The sequence below is a fragment of the Roseixanthobacter psychrophilus genome (genome assembly GCF_043195195.1).
Classification (GTDB): domain Bacteria; phylum Pseudomonadota; class Alphaproteobacteria; order Rhizobiales; family Xanthobacteraceae; genus NCEH01.
Genome location: NZ_JBAFWT010000044.1, coordinates 13832 through 31180, shown reverse-complemented (window position 1 = coordinate 31180; position 17349 = coordinate 13832). Strand labels below are relative to the sequence as shown.

General features: G+C 68.9%; 16 protein-coding genes and 3 pseudogenes. 17 read left to right on the top strand and 2 right to left on the bottom strand.

Features of this window, described 5'->3' with window-relative positions; genetic code table 11:
* Positions 1 to 172: 172 nt before the first annotated feature.
* Together V5F77_RS24405 and V5F77_RS24400 are read left to right on the top strand one after the other, a co-directional pair.
* A complete protein-coding gene (locus V5F77_RS24405) occupies positions 173 to 964 on the top strand; it encodes an IS5 family transposase (RefSeq protein WP_348848534.1) in 792 nt (263 codons plus the stop codon).
* Positions 965 to 1533: 569 nt separating this feature from the next.
* Positions 1534 to 2001, top strand: a pseudogene (locus V5F77_RS24400) (transposase); the annotation flags it as partial.
* 80 nt (positions 2002 to 2081) lie between these two features.
* Here V5F77_RS24400 and panD read toward each other — a convergent pair.
* Complete coding sequence (panD, locus tag V5F77_RS24395) at positions 2082 to 2549, bottom strand: aspartate 1-decarboxylase (RefSeq protein ID WP_348848532.1); 468 nt, start codon at positions 2547 to 2549, stop codon at positions 2082 to 2084.
* A gap of 285 nt (positions 2550 to 2834) precedes the next feature.
* Between panD and V5F77_RS24390 the strand changes: the two are divergent.
* A pseudogene (locus tag V5F77_RS24390) lies at positions 2835 to 2981 on the top strand (IS5/IS1182 family transposase); the annotation flags it as partial.
* Positions 2982 to 3295: 314 nt separating this feature from the next.
* Positions 3296 to 3667 (top strand): annotated as a pseudogene (locus V5F77_RS24385) (AAA family ATPase); the annotation flags it as partial.
* Positions 3668 to 3961: 294 nt separating this feature from the next.
* On the opposite strand, the gene V5F77_RS24380 reads toward V5F77_RS24385, so the two are convergent.
* Positions 3962 to 5119 carry an acyl-CoA dehydrogenase family protein gene (locus V5F77_RS24380; protein ID WP_348848531.1) on the bottom strand — a complete coding sequence of 386 codons (1158 nt, stop codon included), beginning with the start codon at positions 5117 to 5119 and terminating at the stop codon, positions 3962 to 3964.
* A 222-nt stretch (positions 5120 to 5341) separates the two neighbouring features.
* Between V5F77_RS24380 and V5F77_RS24375 the strand changes: the two genes are divergently transcribed.
* The 13 genes from V5F77_RS24375 to V5F77_RS24315 all read left to right on the top strand — a co-directional run bounded on the left by V5F77_RS24375 (position 5342) and on the right by V5F77_RS24315 (position 17210).
* Positions 5342 to 6484, top strand: coding sequence for an acyl-CoA dehydrogenase family protein (locus tag V5F77_RS24375; protein ID WP_348848530.1), 1143 nt, complete (start codon positions 5342 to 5344; stop codon positions 6482 to 6484).
* Entirely contained in the window at positions 6481 to 7293 is an 813-nt protein-coding gene (locus tag V5F77_RS24370; protein WP_348848529.1) for an enoyl-CoA hydratase/isomerase family protein, read from the top strand. Before V5F77_RS24375 ends, V5F77_RS24370 begins: the two co-directional genes overlap by 4 nt.
* 1 nt (position 7294) lies before the next feature.
* Positions 7295 to 8446 carry a thiolase family protein gene (locus V5F77_RS24365; RefSeq protein ID WP_348848528.1) on the top strand — a complete coding sequence of 384 codons (1152 nt, stop codon included), beginning with the start codon at positions 7295 to 7297 and terminating at the stop codon, positions 8444 to 8446.
* Positions 8447 to 8902 carry a Zn-ribbon domain-containing OB-fold protein gene (locus V5F77_RS24360; RefSeq protein WP_348848527.1) on the top strand — a complete coding sequence of 152 codons (456 nt, stop codon included), beginning with the start codon at positions 8447 to 8449 and terminating at the stop codon, positions 8900 to 8902. It abuts the gene before it with no gap.
* A 3-nt stretch (positions 8903 to 8905) separates the two neighbouring features.
* On the top strand, positions 8906 to 9289 hold the full coding sequence (locus V5F77_RS24355; RefSeq protein WP_348848526.1) for a hypothetical protein: 384 nt from the start codon (positions 8906 to 8908) through the stop codon (positions 9287 to 9289).
* A 2-nt stretch (positions 9290 to 9291) separates the two neighbouring features.
* The gene (locus V5F77_RS24350) at positions 9292 to 9672 is read left to right on the top strand and encodes a MaoC family dehydratase (RefSeq protein ID WP_348848525.1); all 381 of its coding nucleotides are present in this window, start codon (positions 9292 to 9294) and stop codon (positions 9670 to 9672) included.
* Positions 9673 to 9740: 68 nt separating this feature from the next.
* The gene (locus tag V5F77_RS24345; protein ID WP_348848524.1) at positions 9741 to 10979 is read left to right on the top strand and encodes an ABC transporter substrate-binding protein; all 1239 of its coding nucleotides are present in this window, start codon (positions 9741 to 9743) and stop codon (positions 10977 to 10979) included.
* 40 nt (positions 10980 to 11019) lie between these two features.
* A complete protein-coding gene (locus V5F77_RS24340; RefSeq protein ID WP_348848523.1) occupies positions 11020 to 11781 on the top strand; it encodes an ABC transporter ATP-binding protein in 762 nt (253 codons plus the stop codon).
* On the top strand, positions 11774 to 12481 hold the full coding sequence (locus V5F77_RS24335) for an ABC transporter ATP-binding protein (protein WP_348848522.1): 708 nt from the start codon (positions 11774 to 11776) through the stop codon (positions 12479 to 12481). The genes V5F77_RS24340 and V5F77_RS24335 overlap by 8 nt, the downstream gene beginning before the upstream one ends.
* A 7-nt stretch (positions 12482 to 12488) precedes the next feature.
* The gene (locus V5F77_RS24330) at positions 12489 to 13355 is read left to right on the top strand and encodes a branched-chain amino acid ABC transporter permease (protein ID WP_348848521.1); all 867 of its coding nucleotides are present in this window, start codon (positions 12489 to 12491) and stop codon (positions 13353 to 13355) included.
* Entirely contained in the window at positions 13355 to 14347 is a 993-nt protein-coding gene (locus V5F77_RS24325) for a branched-chain amino acid ABC transporter permease (RefSeq protein ID WP_348848520.1), read from the top strand. The genes V5F77_RS24330 and V5F77_RS24325 overlap by 1 nt, the downstream gene beginning before the upstream one ends.
* A complete protein-coding gene (locus V5F77_RS24320) occupies positions 14344 to 16428 on the top strand; it encodes an acetate--CoA ligase family protein (RefSeq protein WP_348848519.1) in 2085 nt (694 codons plus the stop codon). Before V5F77_RS24325 ends, V5F77_RS24320 begins: the two co-directional genes overlap by 4 nt.
* A complete protein-coding gene (locus V5F77_RS24315) occupies positions 16425 to 17210 on the top strand; it encodes an enoyl-CoA hydratase/isomerase family protein (RefSeq protein ID WP_348848518.1) in 786 nt (261 codons plus the stop codon). The genes V5F77_RS24320 and V5F77_RS24315 overlap by 4 nt, the downstream gene beginning before the upstream one ends.
* Positions 17211 to 17349 lie beyond the last annotated feature (139 nt).

Genomic DNA, 17349 nt, shown 5'->3' with positions numbered 1-17349 from the left:
CTTCCTTCGGCGGTAAGGAGGGTGGAGGCCCTCCAGGAGCACCCCTCTGAGAGCCCAACTCGAAAAGAGTTTAGCGGTTTCAGTCGGTTGTGATTCCGTCAGGTTGCGAGACTTGATGGAGGCCACGATGTCCTGGACTGAAACCGCTCGGCGTGATCATGTCCGCTGAGGGCTGCGCTATTCAAGGGATCTGACCGATCGGGAGTGGGCGCTGATTTCGCCATTCCTGCCCGAGCCGAGGCCCCTTGGTCGCCCCCGAACGACAGACCTTCGCGAGGTCGTGAACGGGATCTTGTATCTGGCGTCGAGCGGCTGCCCGTGGTCCCTGCTGCCCAGGGACTTCTCGCCCTTCACGACCGTCCAGCGCTACTTTTACGATTGGCGCAACCGTGGGGTTCTGAAGACGATCAGCCACCATCTCGTCACGGCGGCGCGTGAACTCGAAGGCCGGGAGGCGAGCCCAACGGCCGGCATCGTTGACGGCCAGAGCGTCAAGACCACCGAAAGCGGCGGTGTTCGCGGCTTCGACGCCGGCAAGAAGATCAAGGGCCGCAAGCGCCACATCGTCACCGACACACTCGGCCATCTGGTCGGGCTCGTCGTCCACGGCGCCGATATCCAGGATCGAGACGGGGCCGCCGAGGTCCTGAGTTCGATCCGCCATCGCTATCCCTGGCTGCGTCATGTCTTCGCCGATGGCGGCTATGGCGGCGACAAACTGAAGGGGCGCTTGACCAAGGTCGGCCAATGGACCCTTCAGATCATCAAGCGCTCCGATCGCGCCACCGGCTTCGAGGTTTTGCCGCGGCGCTGGGTCGTTGATCGCACCTTCGCATGGCTCGGACGCTGCCGAAGGCTCGCCAAGGACTACGAAAAAACCATCGCCAGTGCTGAGGCGCGGATCTTCGTCGCAAATCTCCGTATCCTCACAAGGCGCGTCGCAAGGTACTGCTATCCTTCATAGAGTTCTGAGTCGGGAACTGAGGGTTCGTGAGCCTTCTCTGTATCTGTTCTTCGCGCTGTACCGCATGGAGCCGGAAAGTAGGCTCGCATATAGTCCGGTGGGCGATGGCGACTTACGTCACTCCGCTTGAGGCGCAATTCACACGGGCGATTGACCGCCCGTGGATGGCCTACGTCGCCATCGTCCTCGACGACACCAGCCTGCCCGAAAAAGGGCAGCCATTCGGTGGGGCAACGGTATTTTCAAACGGGAGAGGTTGGTGCGCTTTTGCGGAGAATGGTGTTGAGGATAACGAGGAACTGATCCCAAGCTTTGATGGTGCAGTCTTTTCGCAGGAATGGAAGGATGCGCTATGGGCCAGGTTCTCCATGGGTGCGCCACGACGACAGAGGCGGTCCGTCGAGCGATACCGCATAGTCATGTCTGGACGACGCCCGCTGATCAAGGGTTTGATTCCTGCAATGGGCGATCGCGGGTGCGGTAATGTCTCCGGCCTGTTGATGCAGTCTTATGACCGCTGGCCCCGATGGTGTCCGCTGATCTGTTGGCTTGATCCAGAGAGCGAGCTCGAGGTTCCCGTCGTCCTGGGACTGCGCCTGTTCCTGCCGGAGAGCTGGACCAACGATGTTGAACGCATGGTCGCCGCGGCGTGCCGGAGCTTTTCTAGGCGCCGCGCTCCAAGCCCGGGGGCGCCCTTCAGGAGATCGACCGGTCATGGCGCAAGGCGTGCGCTTCGGCCTGGTGCTGGCCGATGCCGGCTAAGACCTGTCCGCGTCCTTCCGACAGGGCCTGAGCGCCCGCGGCCTCGCCTGGGCCGTGGGCATCCCGAATCACCAGAAGGTCTATGGCGCCGATGTCGCGCTCGTCTTCCCCGTCGCCGGGCGCGGCCGGCCCCGCAAGAACCAGATCCCCGACCAGCTTTCCGTGCCCGCCGAGGCGGTGCTGGCCCGAGCCCGATGGCGCAAGGGCTCCTGGCGGCGGGCACCAAGGGACCCTTGAGTGCGCGCTTTGCCGCCTGCCGCATCCGCATCGCCGATGCGGGGTGACCTCGCAGACGGCGCGCGTCGGCTTCAACTACAAGTTCTAGGGGCTTCTCGGGGAAAAGGGCCCGGTCCCGTCAGGCCTGCCCCGCCTTGTCGGGCCCCGCCCTGAGCGGCACCGGCTGCGCCGTGCCCTGCCCGTCGCGCACGGCGAAGTGATAGCGTCCGACCGCGTCCCGCGTCACTTCATAGGTCAGGCGGGAGGCGATGCGGTTGTCCGCGTCGAAGGTGAGCACCCGCGGGCGTAGTGCCACGATCTCCTCTTCCGGCACGTAGACCGAGTTGCAGATGATCACTTGGTCGCCGGGCTGGCAGGTGCGCGCGGCGGCGCCGTTGAGGATGCAGCAGCGCGAGCCGCGTTCGCCGAGAATCACGTAGGTGGAGATGCGGGCGCCGGAATTGCGGTTCCAGATCTCCACGAACTCGAGCGGGAGGATTCCCGCCTCCTCGCAATGGTCGGGATCCAGCGTGATGGAGCCGTGATAGTTGAGTTCGGCCCCGGTCACGGTGATGCCGTGCAGCTTGCCGGCGACGATCTTGCGCATGGGCGCGCCCCACTCCCGGTTTGGAAAAAGCGCGCTGTGATAGACCCTCGCGTCGGCCAGGGAAAGCCCTGCCGCAGGCGGCCGACCTCTGCCCCTTAACAAGCCGATGCAATTCTTGAACGCTGCGAGTGCGTGCAATTAATGCCGCTCCTCGCCTTTTGACTATGAACATGGTGGGAGCCCGCTTCGGTAACGACAGATGAGGGCTGATTCCGTTGAAAAAGTCGGCGTTGCTGCGGGGGCGAAGTCCTGATTCAGTCGTCCTTGTGATGGGGGGGCAGGCCGATGATGGGTGAGCGGACGGTGATGCAGGAGGAGCTGTTCTACGAGTTCAGCCTCGAACGCCACGTTCCCGCAGGCCACCTCGTGCGGGCTCTCGACCGGTTCGTGGGCCTCGCCGGCATCCGGGCACATCTGAAGCCCTTCTACAGTGAGACCCGATGCCACAGAGCATGAGGCGGTCACCGACCCGTTCTGGCCGCTGAAACAACTTGGGGCGCCAAACTGGGCGATCCCTTTCAATCACCCACTTGGGAAGCGAGTTAGCCCGCCGGTCCGGGGCGAGTTTTGGCCCAGCCTGGGGTCTCCACATAGAAGGGGTCGGCCAAGACGGCGGGCTGGACCGCAGGGGGAAAGCTTTCCCCCTTATGCTTCCAGAGGGCGACCCATGCTCTTCCAATCAGCGGGCCATTGACTTCCAATCAGCCGGTATCAATAGTCCCGGTTGTCCGGAATTCGGGGATGGCATGTTCGAGCGGTTTGTAGAGCGGAGGGTGGAGGAAGCCCTTTCGGATACCCCGGTGGTGCTGATCGTGGGACGGCGACGGGCCGGCAAGACTACACTCGTCCGAAAGATGGGGGAAGCCGGCCGGACCTATATCACGCTCGACGATCAGACGGTCCTTGAGGCGGCCCAGTCCGATCCGGCCGGATTCATCCGGGGCTTGGACCGGGCCATCATCGACGAGATCCAGCGCGTGCCCGACCTCCTGCTGGCGATCAAGAAGACCGTCGACGAGGATTATCGGCCGGGTCGCTTTCTGCTCACCGGCTCGGCAAATGTGCTGACCCTGCCGCGGATCTCCGACAGCTTGGCTGGGCGGATGGCCGCCGCCCGCGACCGGGGCTGCCACCTGGAGATCAATGCCGAACCCGACCGCCTCGACCTCGACGACGTCCATGCCTTCGCCGCGCGGGAGGCGGGCGTGAAGCTCGCCGTCTCCACCGACGCCCACACCCGGGAAGCCTTCGGCCTCATGCGCTTCGGCATCGACCAGGCCAGGCGCGGCTGGCTCGGGCCGGCGGACACGTCATCAACACCCGCCTCCTGGCGGAGCTGCGGAAGCTCCTGAAGCGATGACGGCGGGCCCGTTGCGGGATGTGCTGCGGGACCTGCCGAGACCGACCTGCCCTCACGGGCAGGGCAGGCCCATCTCGCGGGCGATGGCGCGCAGTTGGATCTCCCAGCTGCCCACCGTCACCGGTGCCACCAAGGCGTCGAGGGCAAGGCGCATGACCGGCAGCTCCTCCGTGAGGCCCCAGCCGCCGCCCACATGCAGCGCCGCCTGGGTCACCCGCACCACCGCCTGTGTGGCGAACAGCTTGGCGGACGAGACGTCGAGGATGATGTCCTTCAGGGGCAGGTCGGAATCGAAGCGCTCGGCGGCCTGGTAGGTGAGGTGACGGGTCGCCTCCACGTCCACGTGGCACTGGGCGAGCTGGAAGGCGATGGACTGGTTGGCCGCCAGCGGCCGGCCGAACTGGTGGCGGGTCAAGGCATAGTCCCGCGCCCAGGCGAGCGCGGTCTGCATGTGGCCGAGCCAGCGCGCCGCCACCATGATGCGCTCGCGGTTGAACCCCGCCATGATCTCCCGGAAGCCGGCGTCGAGCCGCCGCCGCTCGGGCACGCGCACATTGTCGAACTGCACCCGGTAGGTGGGCGCGGGACGGTTCACATAGGTCTCGATCTGGCTGCAGGTGACGCCGAGGCTCGCCCGGTCGATGGCGAAGAACTGCATGCCGTGGCGGCCCCTGGCCGGGTCGGTCTGGGCCAGGGTGACGAGCACGTCGCAGTCGCCACCCAGGGTGATGAAGGATTTCAGCCCGTCCACCACCCAGTCGTCGCCGTCGCGGCGGGCGGTGGTCTTCACGTTCTGCACGTCGTTACCGGCCTCCGGCTCGGTCACGGTAATGGCCACCAGGCAGTCACCCGCGATCACCCGCGCGGCGATCTCGCGCTGCTCGGGCGAGCCGTAATCGTAGAGGATGGAGCCTGCCACGTTCTGCACCAGGATGGACACCGCGAGGTTGGCGTTCACCTTGGCGGTCTCCTCCATGGCGATGGCCTCCTCATAGGCGCCGAGCCCGGAGCCGCCCACGTCGGGCGAGGCGGTGATGCCGATCAGCCCGGCCCGGGCGGCGGCCACGTAGAAATCGCGGGGGAAGGTCTTGTCGCGGTCCGCCGCCTGCCAGCGGGGCGCGGCCTCCGCCTTGGCGAAGCGGGCGCACATGTCCCGGAACAGGGTGCGGTCCACGGTGTTCGCGGGGCGGCGGTCCTTGGCGTCGGTCATCGGTCGGTCCCTGGGCGTTTTATTGGGGAGGGCACAGCCGCGCGGAACACGGCTGTCTCACCCGCCGATGTTGACACGACCGGCCGAAGGCGCCAATTTGTATTTCGAAAGAAGAATGTAATTCTAATTATAGAATATTATGCGTAATCGGAACCCAGCTCCGCCACCCCCACCGAGGGGCCGGGGCGCGAGAGGGCCGGGGCGCAAGGGAGGAAGAGCCGGATGGACTTTGCGTTTTCCGCGCAGCACGAGCAGGTGCGCGAGACCGTTGCGCGTTTTGCCGCCGAGCAGCTCGCCCCGCTGGTTCCGGCGGCCGAGGAAGGCGAGGTGTTTCCCCGCGGCCTGTTCCGCCAGTGGGCGGAGCTGGGCCTTTTAGGCGTGCGCTATCCGGAAGCGGACGGCGGCGCCGGGTTCGACAAGATCTCCGACTGCATCGTGCGCGAGGAGATGAGCCGGGTGTGCCAGGCCTTCTCCTCCTCCTGGTCGGCCCACACCCATCTCGCGCTCTGGCCCATCTGGCGGGCCGGGACCGCCGAGCAGAAGGCGCGCTACTTCGCCCCCGGCCTTGCCGGCGAGAAGATCGGCGGCTTCGGCCTCTCCGAACCCGACGGCGGCTCCGACGTGCGCAGCATGAAGACCCGCGCGGAGAAAATGGAGGGCGGCTGGCGGCTCAACGGCGCCAAGCTCTACATCACCAACGCGCCGATCGCCGACTTCCTGGTGGTGGCGGCCCGCACCAAGCCCGAGCCGACCGCAGACGCCATCAGCCTGTTCATCGTGGACCTGCCCGATGCCGGCTTCGACATCCACAAGCTGAAGAAGGACGGCATCCGCGCCTCCGAGACCGGCCTCATCCATATCGCCGACGCCTTCGTGCCCGACGAGGCGCTCCTGGGCGGCACCGTGGGCACCTACGGCATCGTGCTGGAATCCCTCTCGGAGAACCGGGTGGGGGTCGCCGCCAACTGCCTCGGCATGGCCCGCGGCGCGTTCGACGCGGCGCTCTCCTTCGCCTCCACCCGCATGGTGCGCGGCAAGCCGGTCCTCAACTACCAGGCCATAGCCCACAAGCTCGCGGACATGGCCGCCGACATCGAGGCGGCCAAGTGGATGGTCTATTACGGCGCCTGGCGGGTGGACCAGGGCACCATCGACGCGGTCACCGCCTCCAAGGTGAAGCTGGTGGCCAGCGAGACCGCCGTGCGGGTGACCGAGCAGGCGGTGCGCATCCTCGGCGGCGCCGGCATCATGCAGGAATATCCCGTCGCCCGCTTCCACCGGGACTCCCTAGTCTATGTGATCGGGGAAGGCACCTCGGAAATCCAGCGCAACATCATCTCGCGCGACCTGGGAGCCCGACTGTGACGGCCTATTCCACCCTGACGTTTTCGGTGGAGAACGACATCGCGCGCCTCGTGCTGAACCGGCCCGACCAGCGCAACGCCCTCGACCTGGACATGCGCCGGGAGATCGAGGCGGTGCTCAGGACCCTGCGCGAAGAGCGCAACGCCAAGGCGCTGGTCATCGCCGGCTCCGGCGGCTCGTTCTGCGCCGGCGGCGACCTGAAGTCCCTGTCCGCCGGCCGCCGCCCCGCGCCGGTCAACCGCGAGCGCATCCGACGGCTCCATACCTGGTTCGATGAACTGCTCGACCTGGAGATGCCCGTGGTGGCGGTGGTGGACGGCCCGGCCTTCGGCGCCGGCTTCAACCTCGCGCTCGCCGCCGACTTTATCCTGGCGACACCGCGCGCCCAGTTCTGCGCGGTGTTCGTGCGCATCGGCCTCGTGCCCGACCTCGGCGGCCTTCAACTGCTGCCCCGCATCGTCGGCCTCCAGCGCGCCAAGGAGCTGATCTTTTCCGGCCGTGTCCTCGGCGCGGAGGAGGCGAAGGGCCTCGGCATCGTCCATGACATCCTGCCGGAGGGCGACGCCCTCGCCGCCGGCATCGCCTTTGCCGAGCGGTTCCGCCATGCGCCCACGGACGCCATCGGCATGGCCAAGACCGTGCTGAACCAGGCCTTCAACCTCGACCGCCACGCTCTGGCGGAGCTGGAGGCCTACGCCCAGGCGGTGGCGCTGGAGACCCCCTACCACCACGAAGCCGTCGCCGACTTCCTCGCCAGGAAGCCCCTGGGGTTCGTCTGGGAGCGGTTCCAGCCCAAGGGGGACAAATAGCATGGCGAAAGCGGTCATCACCGGCGCCGCCGACACCGCCGTGGGGCGGCTCGAAGGCTCCACTTCCCTCGGCCTCCAGGCCGAGGCCGCCCGCGCCGCGGTGACGGATGCCGGCCTGTCGCTGGGCGACATCGACGGCGTGCTCGCCGCCTATTCCTTCACCGCCCCCCATCTGATGCTGTCATCGGTGGTGAGCGAGTTCCTCGGCATCACGCCGTCCTATTCGGTGGCCGTGCAGGCCGGCGGAGCCACCGCTTGCGCCCAGGTGATGCACGCCGCGGCGCTGGTGGCGGCGGGCCTCTGCCGCCACGTGCTCTGCGTGTGCGGCGACAACCGCCTGACCGGCATGACCCGCGACCAAGCGGTGGCGGCGCTCGCCGAGGTGGGCCATGCCGAGTTCGAGCGGCCCTACGGCATCGGCGTGCCGCCGGCCTACGCCCTGGTGGCGCAGCGCTACATGCGCGAGTACGGCGTGACCGGAGAGCACCTCGCCGGCGTGGCGGTGGCCCACCGCACCCATGCCATGCGCAATCCCAAGGCGCAGATGCGCACGCCCATCACGCTCGACGACGTGGCCAATTCCAAGCTCATCGCCACACCGCTGCGCCTGCTGGACTGCTGCCTGATCTCCGACGGCGCCGCCGCCGTGGTGGTGAGCGCGGCCGACGCCGCCCGCAACACCGCCCGGCACGGCATCGACGTGCTCGGCACCGGGCAGATGAACACCCACGAGCACATCGTCGCGGCCCCCTCCCTCACGGATTTCGGCTGCAAGCAGTCCGCCGCCCAGGCCTTCGCCCGCGCCGGCGTGACCGCCCGGGACATCGACGTGGCGGAGATCTACGACAGCTTCACCATCACCCTGCTGGTGGAGCTGGAATCCATCGGCTTCTTCGCCCGCGGCGAGGCCGGCCCGGCCATCCTGGGCGGCGCCCTCGACCTTGCCGGCGCCCTGCCCTGCAACACCCATGGCGGCCTGCTCTCCTACGCCCATTCGGGCGCGGCGGGCGGCATGTTCCACGTGGTGGAGGCGGTGCGCCAGCTCCGCCGCGAGGCGGAAGGCCGGCAGGTGGCCGACCCGGAGCTCGCCTTCGTGCACGGCGATGGCGGCATCCTCTCCGCCCATTGCTCGCTCGTTCTCGGGAGGTCGTGAATGTCCGACGCCAATTCCCTTCCGAAACCCCTGCCGAAGCCGAATTCCGTCACCGCGCCGTTCTGGGAGGCCTGCGCCGCCGGGCGCTTCACCTTCCAGCATTGCTGCGCCTGCGGCCACGGCCAGTTCCCGCCGCGGGTCTCCTGCACCGCCTGCCACGACACCGCGCTCGACTGGCGGACGGCGAGCGGGCGCGGCACGGTTTATTCCGCCACGGTGGTGCACCGCGCGCCCATCGAGGCGTTCAAGGCTGACGTTCCCTATGTGCTCGCCATCGTCGAGCTGGAGGAGGGCGTGCGCGCCATGATGAACGTGCGCACCGACGACCCGGAGGCGGTCACCATCGGCCTTCCCGTGGAGATCTTCTTCGAGCCCGCGGCCGACGGCCCGCCGCTGCCCCAGGCACGGCCTCTCGCGCAGCCCTTTGCGCGGCCGCTCGCCGGGACGGAGGCCTGAGCCATGTTCCTGTTCGACACCTTCGAGCCCGGCGCGGTGATCGGCACCCGCAGCCTCACCCTGACCCGCGATCTGGTGGAGCGCTGGCTGACCCTCTTCCCGGACGACCGCGGCGGGGAGAAGATGCCCCCCGGCATGACGGCGGCGGTGTTCATCCGCGCCTATTCGGACCTGCTCCAGCCGCGCCCGCCGGGCAACATCCACGGCGCGCAGGTCTTCGAGGTGACCCGCCTGCCCGCCGTCGGCGATGCCATGGAGACGACGCTCTCCTGCCGCGACAAAGAGCTGCGCGGCGACCGCCGCTGGGTGCGGTTCGCGACGGAAACCCGGAGCGCCGACGGGGAGACGCTCTTCACTGGCCTCATGACCACCCTGTGGGCGAAATGACCATGACCGACCGCGTCGCCGAGCTCGTCACCGTATCGAAGCGCGTGGACCGCAACGCGATCCGCCTCTATGCGGAGATCACCGACGACTTCAACCCGATCCACGTGGACCCCGACTTCGCGGCCCGCACCGCCATGGGCGGCATCATCGCCCATGGCATGCTGTCGCTGAACCTGATCTGGCAAGCGCTCGGCGCCACCTATGGCCGGCAGGCGGCCGAGGGCGCGCGGTTGGAGGTGCGGTTCGTGCGGCCGGTGCGGGAGGACGACGTGGTCTCCGCCTCCGGCCGGCTCGTGCCGGGCTCGGGCGCCGCCTACGACGTGACCGTCGCCAACCAGAAGGGCGAGGCCGTCATCACCGGAACGCTGTCGCTCGCGACCTGAGCGGAACCTTCGGCGGAAGACCGGGACCAACCCGGCCCATGCGCCGAATACGAGGAGGAGGAAACGCCATGATCAAGGGATTGCGACATGTGAAGGCCGCCGGGCTCGCCGCGCTGGTGGTCCTTTCCGCCCTGCCCGCCGTCGCCCCCGCCTTCGCCGGCGACGTGAAGGTGGGCGTGCTGGTGCCCCGCACCGGCCGCTATGCCGAAAGCGGCCTCAGCGTGCTGCGCGGCGTCGAGATGGTGGTCAAGGACGTCAATGCCGCCGGCGGCATCAAGAGTCTGGGCGGCGCCAAGATCGACCTCGTGGTGGCGGACAACGGCTCGGAGGCCGCCAAGACCTCCCTGGAGGCCCGCCGCCTGATGTCCGAGGACAAGGTAGCCTTCATCGTCGGCCCCTATTCGACGCCGGAGGCCCAGGCCTTCATGCCGGTGGCCGACCGCTACCAGACCGGCGGCCTCGGCCTGCAGACCACCATCGTGCCGACGACGCCCTATTTCTCCACCATCTCCATCAGCGCCGAGGGCTTCGGCAAGGGCTATGCCGACCTGGTGCAGTGGCTGCGCAAGCAGGGCGCCAAGATCGACACGGCGGCCATCACCTACGCCAACAACGACTACGGCCAGGTGGTGGCCAAGACCGCTGCCGCCGCGCTCGCCGCCCAGGGCGTGAAGGTGCTGGACTCGATCCCCGTCGAGCCCACCGTCAAGGACATGACACCCATCGTCCTCAAGGTGAAGAACCTCACCCCGGACGCGGTGATCTCGGTGGTTTATTTCCAGGACGGCGTGCTGCTGCACAAGGCGCGCTTCAACCTCGGCTATGACGATCCCATCTGGATCGGCGGCTCGGCCGGCTTCAGCGACGACAAGCTCTGGACCACGCTCGGGCCGGAAGTGGCGGAGAAGACCCTCACCAAGTCGTTCGGCCTCGCCTTCTATTCCGAGGACGGCAACCTGCCGGGCCTGAAGCAGGCGCTGGCGCAGGGCAAGGCGGCCTATCCCGACAAGATCCTCGACCAGAGCTTCATGTTCGGCGTGCAGGCCGCCCGCATGCTGGTGCGCGCCCTGGAGAACGCCGGCTCCGACGACCCGGTGAAGGTCAACGCCGCCTTCCGCGCCCTGAAGTTCAAGGCCGGCGCGCCGGAGATCGTGCTGCCCATCATTCCCGGCGACATGAGCTACGACGCCGACGGCATGCTGGCCGGCACCAGCCCCATCTTCGTCCAGTGGAAGGACGGGCGGAAGCAGATCGTCTACCCGGAGGCGGTCGCCTCGGCGAAGGCCATCGTCAAGGGCGCCAAATAGTGCGCCCCGCTTCGCCCCCGCAGCCGAAGGCGCCTCGATCATGACCCAACCGCCCGCCCCCCCGGCCCCGGGGGACGCCGACATTCTCCTCTCCGCCACCGACGTGGCCGTGCGCTTCGGCGGCCTCAAGGCGGTGGACGGGGTGTCGCTCGATGTCCGCCGCGGCGAGATCGTGGGGCTCATCGGCCCCAACGGCGCCGGAAAGACCACCTTCTTCCAGGCCCTGTCCGGCTTCGTGCGGCCCACCTCCGGCGCGGTGCGCTTCGCCGGCCGCCGGATCGACCGGCTGTCGCCGGAGGACATCTGCCGGCTCGGCCTCACCCGCACCTTCCAGATCGTGGAGGTGTTCCCGAGCCTCACGGTGCGCGAGACGCTCACCGCCGCGGCCCTGGTGCGCCTGCCGCTCGCCGCCGCGCGGGTGGCGGCGGAGGAGGCGGCCGCCCAGGTGCGCCTGTCCGCCAAGCTCGACCTCACCTGCCGCCAGCTCACCCTGCCCGACCAGAAGGCCCTGGAGATCGGCAAGGCGGTGGCAACGGGGCCGCAGATGATCCTGCTGGACGAGGTGATGGCCGGCCTCAGGCCCAGCGAGGCCGACGAGGTGGTCGGGCTGATCCGCGAGCTGCGCGGGCGCGGCATCACCTTCGTGGTGGTGGAGCACATCATGGACGTGATCATGCGCCTGTCCGACCGGATCGTGGTGATCGGCGCCGGGCGCAAGATCGACGAGGGCGCGCCCAGGGACGTGGTGCGTAATCCCAAGGTGATCGAGATCTATCTCGGCGAGGAGTTCGAACTTGCTTGAGGTTTCCGGCCTCGTCGCGGGCTATGGCCGCATCACGATCCTGCGGGAGGTGGAGCTCTCCGTCGCCGAGGGCGAGCTGGTCGCCCTGGTGGGCGTCAACGGCTCCGGCAAGACCACCCTCATGAAGACCATCGCCGGCCTCATCGCGCCCGGTGCCGGCCAGGTGCGCTTCGAGGCCGCCGAGCTGGCGGGCCGCGGCGCCGAGCGGGCGGTTCAGGCCGGCATCGTGCTGGTGCCCGAGGGGCGCATGGTGTTCCCGCGCATGAGCGTGTGGGAGAACCTGATGCTGGGCGGGGTGCATCCGCGCCCCCGCCCGGGGCGGGCCGAGAGCCTGGAGCGGGTGTTCGACCTGTTCCCCCGCCTCGCCGAGCGGCGCGACCAGAAGGCCGCCACCATGTCCGGCGGCGAGCAGCAGATGCTCGCCATCGGCCGCGGCCTCATGGCGAAGCCGAAGCTCCTGATCCTCGACGAGCCCTCCCTCGGCCTCTCGCCTTTGATGGTGCAGGAGACCTACGCGGCGCTGAGGCGCCTCAACCGGGAGGGCCTCACCATCCTCCTGGCGGAGCAGAACGTGAAGCTCTCGCTCGCCGTCTCCACCCGCGGCTACGTCATCGAGAACGGCCGCATCGTGCTGAAGGGGGCGTCGGAGGCCCTCGCCCGCGATCCGGCGACCCGCCAAGCCTATCTCGGACACCTGTGAGGACCCGATGTCGCTCGACGTGCTCTTGCAGGCGACGGTTCAAGGATTGCAGATGGGAGCGATCTACGCGCTGATCGCCCTCTCCCTGACGCTGATCTTCAGCGTCGGCGGCCTCCTGAACTTCGCCCACGGCGATTTCCTGGCGCTGGCCATGTACGGCGCCTTCGCCCTCTACCAGGCGTTCCACATGGACGCCTACTGGGCTGCGCCCCTTTTGTTCTTCGTCTTCTTCGCCCTCGGCATGCTGCTGTTCCGCCGGCTGGTCCAGCCGGTGCTGGAGGCGGGCGTGCTGGCGGGCGCCCAGCTCACCCTCGGCCTCGTCTTCGTGCAGGAGAGCGCCCTGCTCGCCGTGTTCGGCGGCGACTACCTCACCGTGCCCACGGTGCTCTCCAACAAGAATCTGGTGCTGCCGCCTTTGGTGATGCCCTGGACCCTTCTAGTGGGCGCAGCGCTGGCGGCGGTGCTCTCGGTGACGCTCTATGGCGTGCTGATGCGCACCGATTTCGGCCGGCAGGTGCGCGCCATCACCCAGAACCGCGACGCAGCGGCGCTCATGGGCATCCGCATCCAGAGGGTGCAGGCCATCGCTTTCGGGGTGGGCATCGGGCTCCTCGGCCTCACCGGGCCGGTGGTGGTGGCCCAGTTCACCCTGTCGCCCACCATGGGGCTCGACCTCACCTTGGTGGCGCTCATCGTCATGGTGATCGGCGGCATCGGCAACTTCCTCGGCTCCATGGTGGGCGGGCTCATCATCGGGGTCGCCGAGAGCGTCGGCAGCCTGCTCTACGGCGGCACGGTGGGGGCCATGATCCCCTACGCCATCCTCGTCTTCGTGCTGCTGTTCCGCCCGCACGGCCTGCTGGGAGAGCACTGATGTCCAAGCAATCCCTCCGGGCAGCCTGGCCGTGGCTCGCCTTCGTCGTGGTCGCCCTGGTGCCGCTGGCCCTGTCGTCGAGCTGGGTCAACGTCGCCATCATGACCATGCTGTTCGTCTACTTCTGCATCGCCTGGAACATCGTGGGCGGCATCGCCGGCCAGTTCTGCATCGGCCACAGCCTGTTCCTGGCGGCCGGGGCCTACACCTCCACCCTGCTCGCCATCCATTTCGGCCTCACGCCGTGGGTGGGTATGTTCGCCGGGGCGGCGGTGGCGGCGGTGATGGGCGTGTTCATCGCATGGCTGTCGTTCCGCTACGCGCTGCCGCCTTTGTCCTTCGCCCTCGCCACCATCGCCCTCGCCATGCTGGGCTATCTGGCGCTGTCCTCCACGGACTTCTTCGGCGCCAGCCGCGGGCTCACTTTGCCCATGCGGGGAACGCCGGCGGCCTACCAGTTCCGCAACGATTCCAGCTACTATATCGTCATCCTGGTCCATGTGGCGGTGGCGCTGGGGCTCACCATCTGGCTCTACGGCACCCGCGTCGGGCTCTATCTGCGGGCGCTGCGCGACAATGAGCGGGCGGCGCGGGCGATCGGCATTCCGGTGCTGAAGTACAAGATGCTCGCCATGGGCCTCAGCGGCGCCCTGATGGCGTTCGGCGGCACCTTCTACGCGCAGTATCTCCAGTATGTGGAGCCCCGCACCTTCGCCAACATCAACATCGTCATCGAGATCATCCTGTTCACCGTGGTCGGCAGCGTGGGTACCGTGTGGGGCCCCGTAGTGGGGCCGCTGCTGCTGGTGCCGGCGGGCGAATGGCTGCGCCACGCCTTCGGCGGCAGCGTGCCGGGCATCCATCTGCTGATCTACGGCGTGCTGCTGGTGGTCGTTATCCGCTTCGCCCCCGACGGCCTGCTCGGCGCGCTCGCCCGCGCCCGGCAGGCGCTCAGGGCCAGACGCGCGGAAAAGGAGAGCTCGGCGCAATGACGTCACCCAAGGACAAGATCGCCCGCCTGATGGCGGCCCGCCGGGTCGCCGTGGTGGGCGCCTCCAACGATCCCGCCAAGCTCACCGGCCGGCCCATCGCCTACATGCTGCGGCGCGACTTTTCCGGCGAGATCGTGCCGGTGAACCCCAGCCGCACCGAGGTGCAAGGGCTCAAGGCCTATCCCTCCCTCGCCGCCCTCGACCGGCCCGTGGACCTCGCCATCATCGGCACCGCGGCGACCCAGGTGGAGGCGGTGATCGCCGAGGGCGTCGCCGCTGGCATCCGCTCCTATGTCGTGCTCAGCTCCGGCTTCTCCGAGCACGACGCGGAGGGGGCCCGCCTCCAGGCCCGCCTGACCGCGCTGGCCGACGAACACGACGTGGGCATCGTCGGGCCCAACTGCCTTGGCGTCATCAATGCCGAGACCGGCCTCATCGCCTCCTTCACCACCGCCATGGAGGAGAATGCCCTGGTGCCCGGCGGCTTCGGCTTCGTCAGCCAGAGCGGGGCGCTCGGGGCCTACTGGCTCGACCTCGTGCTCCAGGCCGGTCTCGGGGTGAGCCGCTGGGTGACCACCGGCAACGAGTGCGACATCGACCTTGCCGCCGGCATCGGCATGCTGGTGGACGATCCCGGCACCAAGGTGATCGGCGCCTATGTGGAGGACGTGAAGCACGGCGCGGCGTTCCGCGCGGCCCTCGTGGCGGCGGCGCGGGCCGGCAAGCCGGTGTTCCTCATCAAGGCGGGCCGCTCCTCGGCGGGGGCGGTGGCCGCCGCCTCCCACACCGGCGCCATCGCCGGGGAGGACCGGGTCTACGACGCCTTCTTCGCCCAGTTCGGCGCGGTGCGCGTCGCCTCCGTCACCGCGCTGATCGAGGCGGCCAAGCTCGTGCTCCACGGCGCGGTGCCGGCGGGCGAGCGTGTCGGCGTGCTCTCCGTGTCCGGGGGCGCCGGGGTGATGCTGGCGGACGCCATCGAGGAATCCGGCCTCGCCTTCCCCCGCCTCGCGCCGGAGACGGCCCAGGCGCTGGCCGGCGTGCTGCCCGGCTATTCCAAGCCGCAGAACCCCCTCGACCTCACCGCCAACGTGCTCTCCGACACGGGCATGTTCCGCAAGACCCTGGCGGTGATGGGCGCCGCGCCGGAGGTGGACGCCTGCGTGCTGTTCATCGGCCTCATGCACTCCATCGCCGACGTGCTGGCCGAAACCATCCTCGCGGCGCGCACCGAAAGTGGGAAGCCCTTCGTGGTGGTGTGGATCGGCGCGCCGCGGCCGGTGGTGGCGCGGCTCGAGGCGGCGGGCATCCCGGTCTATGGCGACATCCCGGCAGCAGTGACGGCCCTCGCCCACGTGATGCACGGCGCCAAGGCTCAGGCCCGCGCGGCGGGCCTCGCCGACGCCACCCCCGGCGCCGCGCCGGTCGCCGCGGCGCGCCAGCTCACCGAATGGCGCAGCAAGGCGCGGCTTCGGGAGATGGGCGGCCTCGCATTGCCGGAAGGCGTGCTGGTGGCCACGCCGTCGGCGGTGGCCTCGGCCCTCACGGACCTGCCCGGCCCCTATGCGGCCAAGCTCCAAAGTCTGCAGATGCCGCACAAGAGCGAGCACGGCGCGGTGATCCTCGGCCTTGCCGACGCCGACGCGGCGGCGGTCGCGGTGGCCGACCTCCTGGCCCGGGGCGCGGCGGCCGGCGTTACCTGCGAGGGCGTGCTGATCGAGCGCATGGTCGGCTTCGACATGGAGCTGATCGCGGGCCTACGCCGCGACCCGGTGTTCGGCACCATGCTGGTGGTGGGCCGCGGCGGGGTGGAGGTGGAGCTCGCCCCGGACGTCGCCATGGGCTTCCTGCCCCTCGGCGCGGCGGAGATCGAGGCCATGCTCCGCGGGCTGCGCTGCGCACGGCTGTTCGACGGCTTCCGCGGCCGCCCGCCGGTGGACGTGGCGGCGCTGGCCGGCGCGCTCGCCCGCCTCGGCGAGCGCTTCCTCGCGGAGCCGCGCATCGAGGAGATCGAGATCAACCCGCTGGTGGTGCGCGGGGCGAGCGCCGTCGCCCTCGACGCGCTGGTGAAGGAGGCGTCATGACCGATGGGACCTTGGCCGGCGGCCCGGCGATGGATGGCGTCGTCACCGTCGCCGAGGCCGGCGGAGTCCGCCGCATCCGCATCGACCGGCCGGGCAAGGCGAACGCCCTCTCGGCGGCCATGATGTCGGAGCTTGCCGCCGCCATCGCCGGGCCCGGCTCCGCCACCCTTGCGGTGATCGAGGGCGCGGGACCGCGCGGCTTCTGCGCCGGCGCCGACATCGGCGAGTTCATCCGCGGCGCGGGGAACCTGGAGCGCCAGGAGGAGGGCCTTCGCGCCATCGTGGAGGCGGGCCTCGCCAGCCCGCGACCGCTCGTCGCGGCCATCCATGGGCGCACCCTCGGCGCGGGCGTGCTCATCGCCGCCCTGTGCGACGTGGTGCTGGCGGCGGACGACCTCGCCTTCGGCCTGCCGGAGATCCTCTTCAACATGTATCCGGTGCTGGTGCACGCGGTGCTGGAGGAGAAAGTCTCCCCCGCCACCGCCTTCCAGATGTGCGCCGGCGGGCGGCTCCTCAACGCCGTCGAGGCGCGCGCCCTCGGCCTTGTCACCGACATCCTGCCCGCCGCCGACTTTTCCGCCGGGATCGAGCCGCGCATCGCCTTCTACCGGGACAATGCGGAAGCCCTCGGCATCGGCCGGCGGGCCCGGCAGGTGCTCAAGCCGTCCGACCTGCCGGCCCGCATGGACCGCCTCGCCCCGCTGATGCACGAGAACTTCCAGCGCCCCGGCGTGCGCGAGACCATCGCCCGCTATCTGGGCGGCCTCGGGCGCGGCACCTAGAGCGTTTTCCGTTCGCTTTGGCTCACGGCAATCGCTCTAGAATATAGTTTTGACGCATTTTCTTCACGCGAACCGGTATCCACTTCGCTTGAAAATGCTCTAGGGTCCGAGTCCTCTCAGAGAGCCCGCCTGGAAAGCC

What these genes read in the sequence shown, in the direction of transcription:
- panD (WP_348848532.1), bottom strand. Translation starts at nt 2,549, where the DNA reads ATGCGCAAGATCGTCGCCGGCAAGCTGCACGGCATCACCGTGACCGGG.
- V5F77_RS24380 (WP_348848531.1), bottom strand. Translation starts at nt 5,119, where the DNA reads ATGACCGACGCCAAGGACCGCCGCCCCGCGAACACCGTGGACCGCACC.
- V5F77_RS24375 (WP_348848530.1), top strand. Translation starts at nt 5,342, where the DNA reads ATGGACTTTGCGTTTTCCGCGCAGCACGAGCAGGTGCGCGAGACCGTT.
- V5F77_RS24365 (WP_348848528.1), top strand. Translation starts at nt 7,295, where the DNA reads ATGGCGAAAGCGGTCATCACCGGCGCCGCCGACACCGCCGTGGGGCGG.
- V5F77_RS24360 (WP_348848527.1), top strand. Translation starts at nt 8,447, where the DNA reads ATGTCCGACGCCAATTCCCTTCCGAAACCCCTGCCGAAGCCGAATTCC.
- V5F77_RS24355 (WP_348848526.1), top strand. Translation starts at nt 8,906, where the DNA reads ATGTTCCTGTTCGACACCTTCGAGCCCGGCGCGGTGATCGGCACCCGC.
- V5F77_RS24350 (WP_348848525.1), top strand. Translation starts at nt 9,292, where the DNA reads ATGACCGACCGCGTCGCCGAGCTCGTCACCGTATCGAAGCGCGTGGAC.
- V5F77_RS24345 (WP_348848524.1), top strand. Translation starts at nt 9,741, where the DNA reads ATGATCAAGGGATTGCGACATGTGAAGGCCGCCGGGCTCGCCGCGCTG.
- V5F77_RS24340 (WP_348848523.1), top strand. Translation starts at nt 11,020, where the DNA reads ATGACCCAACCGCCCGCCCCCCCGGCCCCGGGGGACGCCGACATTCTC.
- V5F77_RS24330 (WP_348848521.1), top strand. Translation starts at nt 12,489, where the DNA reads ATGTCGCTCGACGTGCTCTTGCAGGCGACGGTTCAAGGATTGCAGATG.
- V5F77_RS24325 (WP_348848520.1), top strand. Translation starts at nt 13,355, where the DNA reads ATGTCCAAGCAATCCCTCCGGGCAGCCTGGCCGTGGCTCGCCTTCGTC.
- V5F77_RS24320 (WP_348848519.1), top strand. Translation starts at nt 14,344, where the DNA reads ATGACGTCACCCAAGGACAAGATCGCCCGCCTGATGGCGGCCCGCCGG.
- V5F77_RS24315 (WP_348848518.1), top strand. Translation starts at nt 16,425, where the DNA reads ATGACCGATGGGACCTTGGCCGGCGGCCCGGCGATGGATGGCGTCGTC.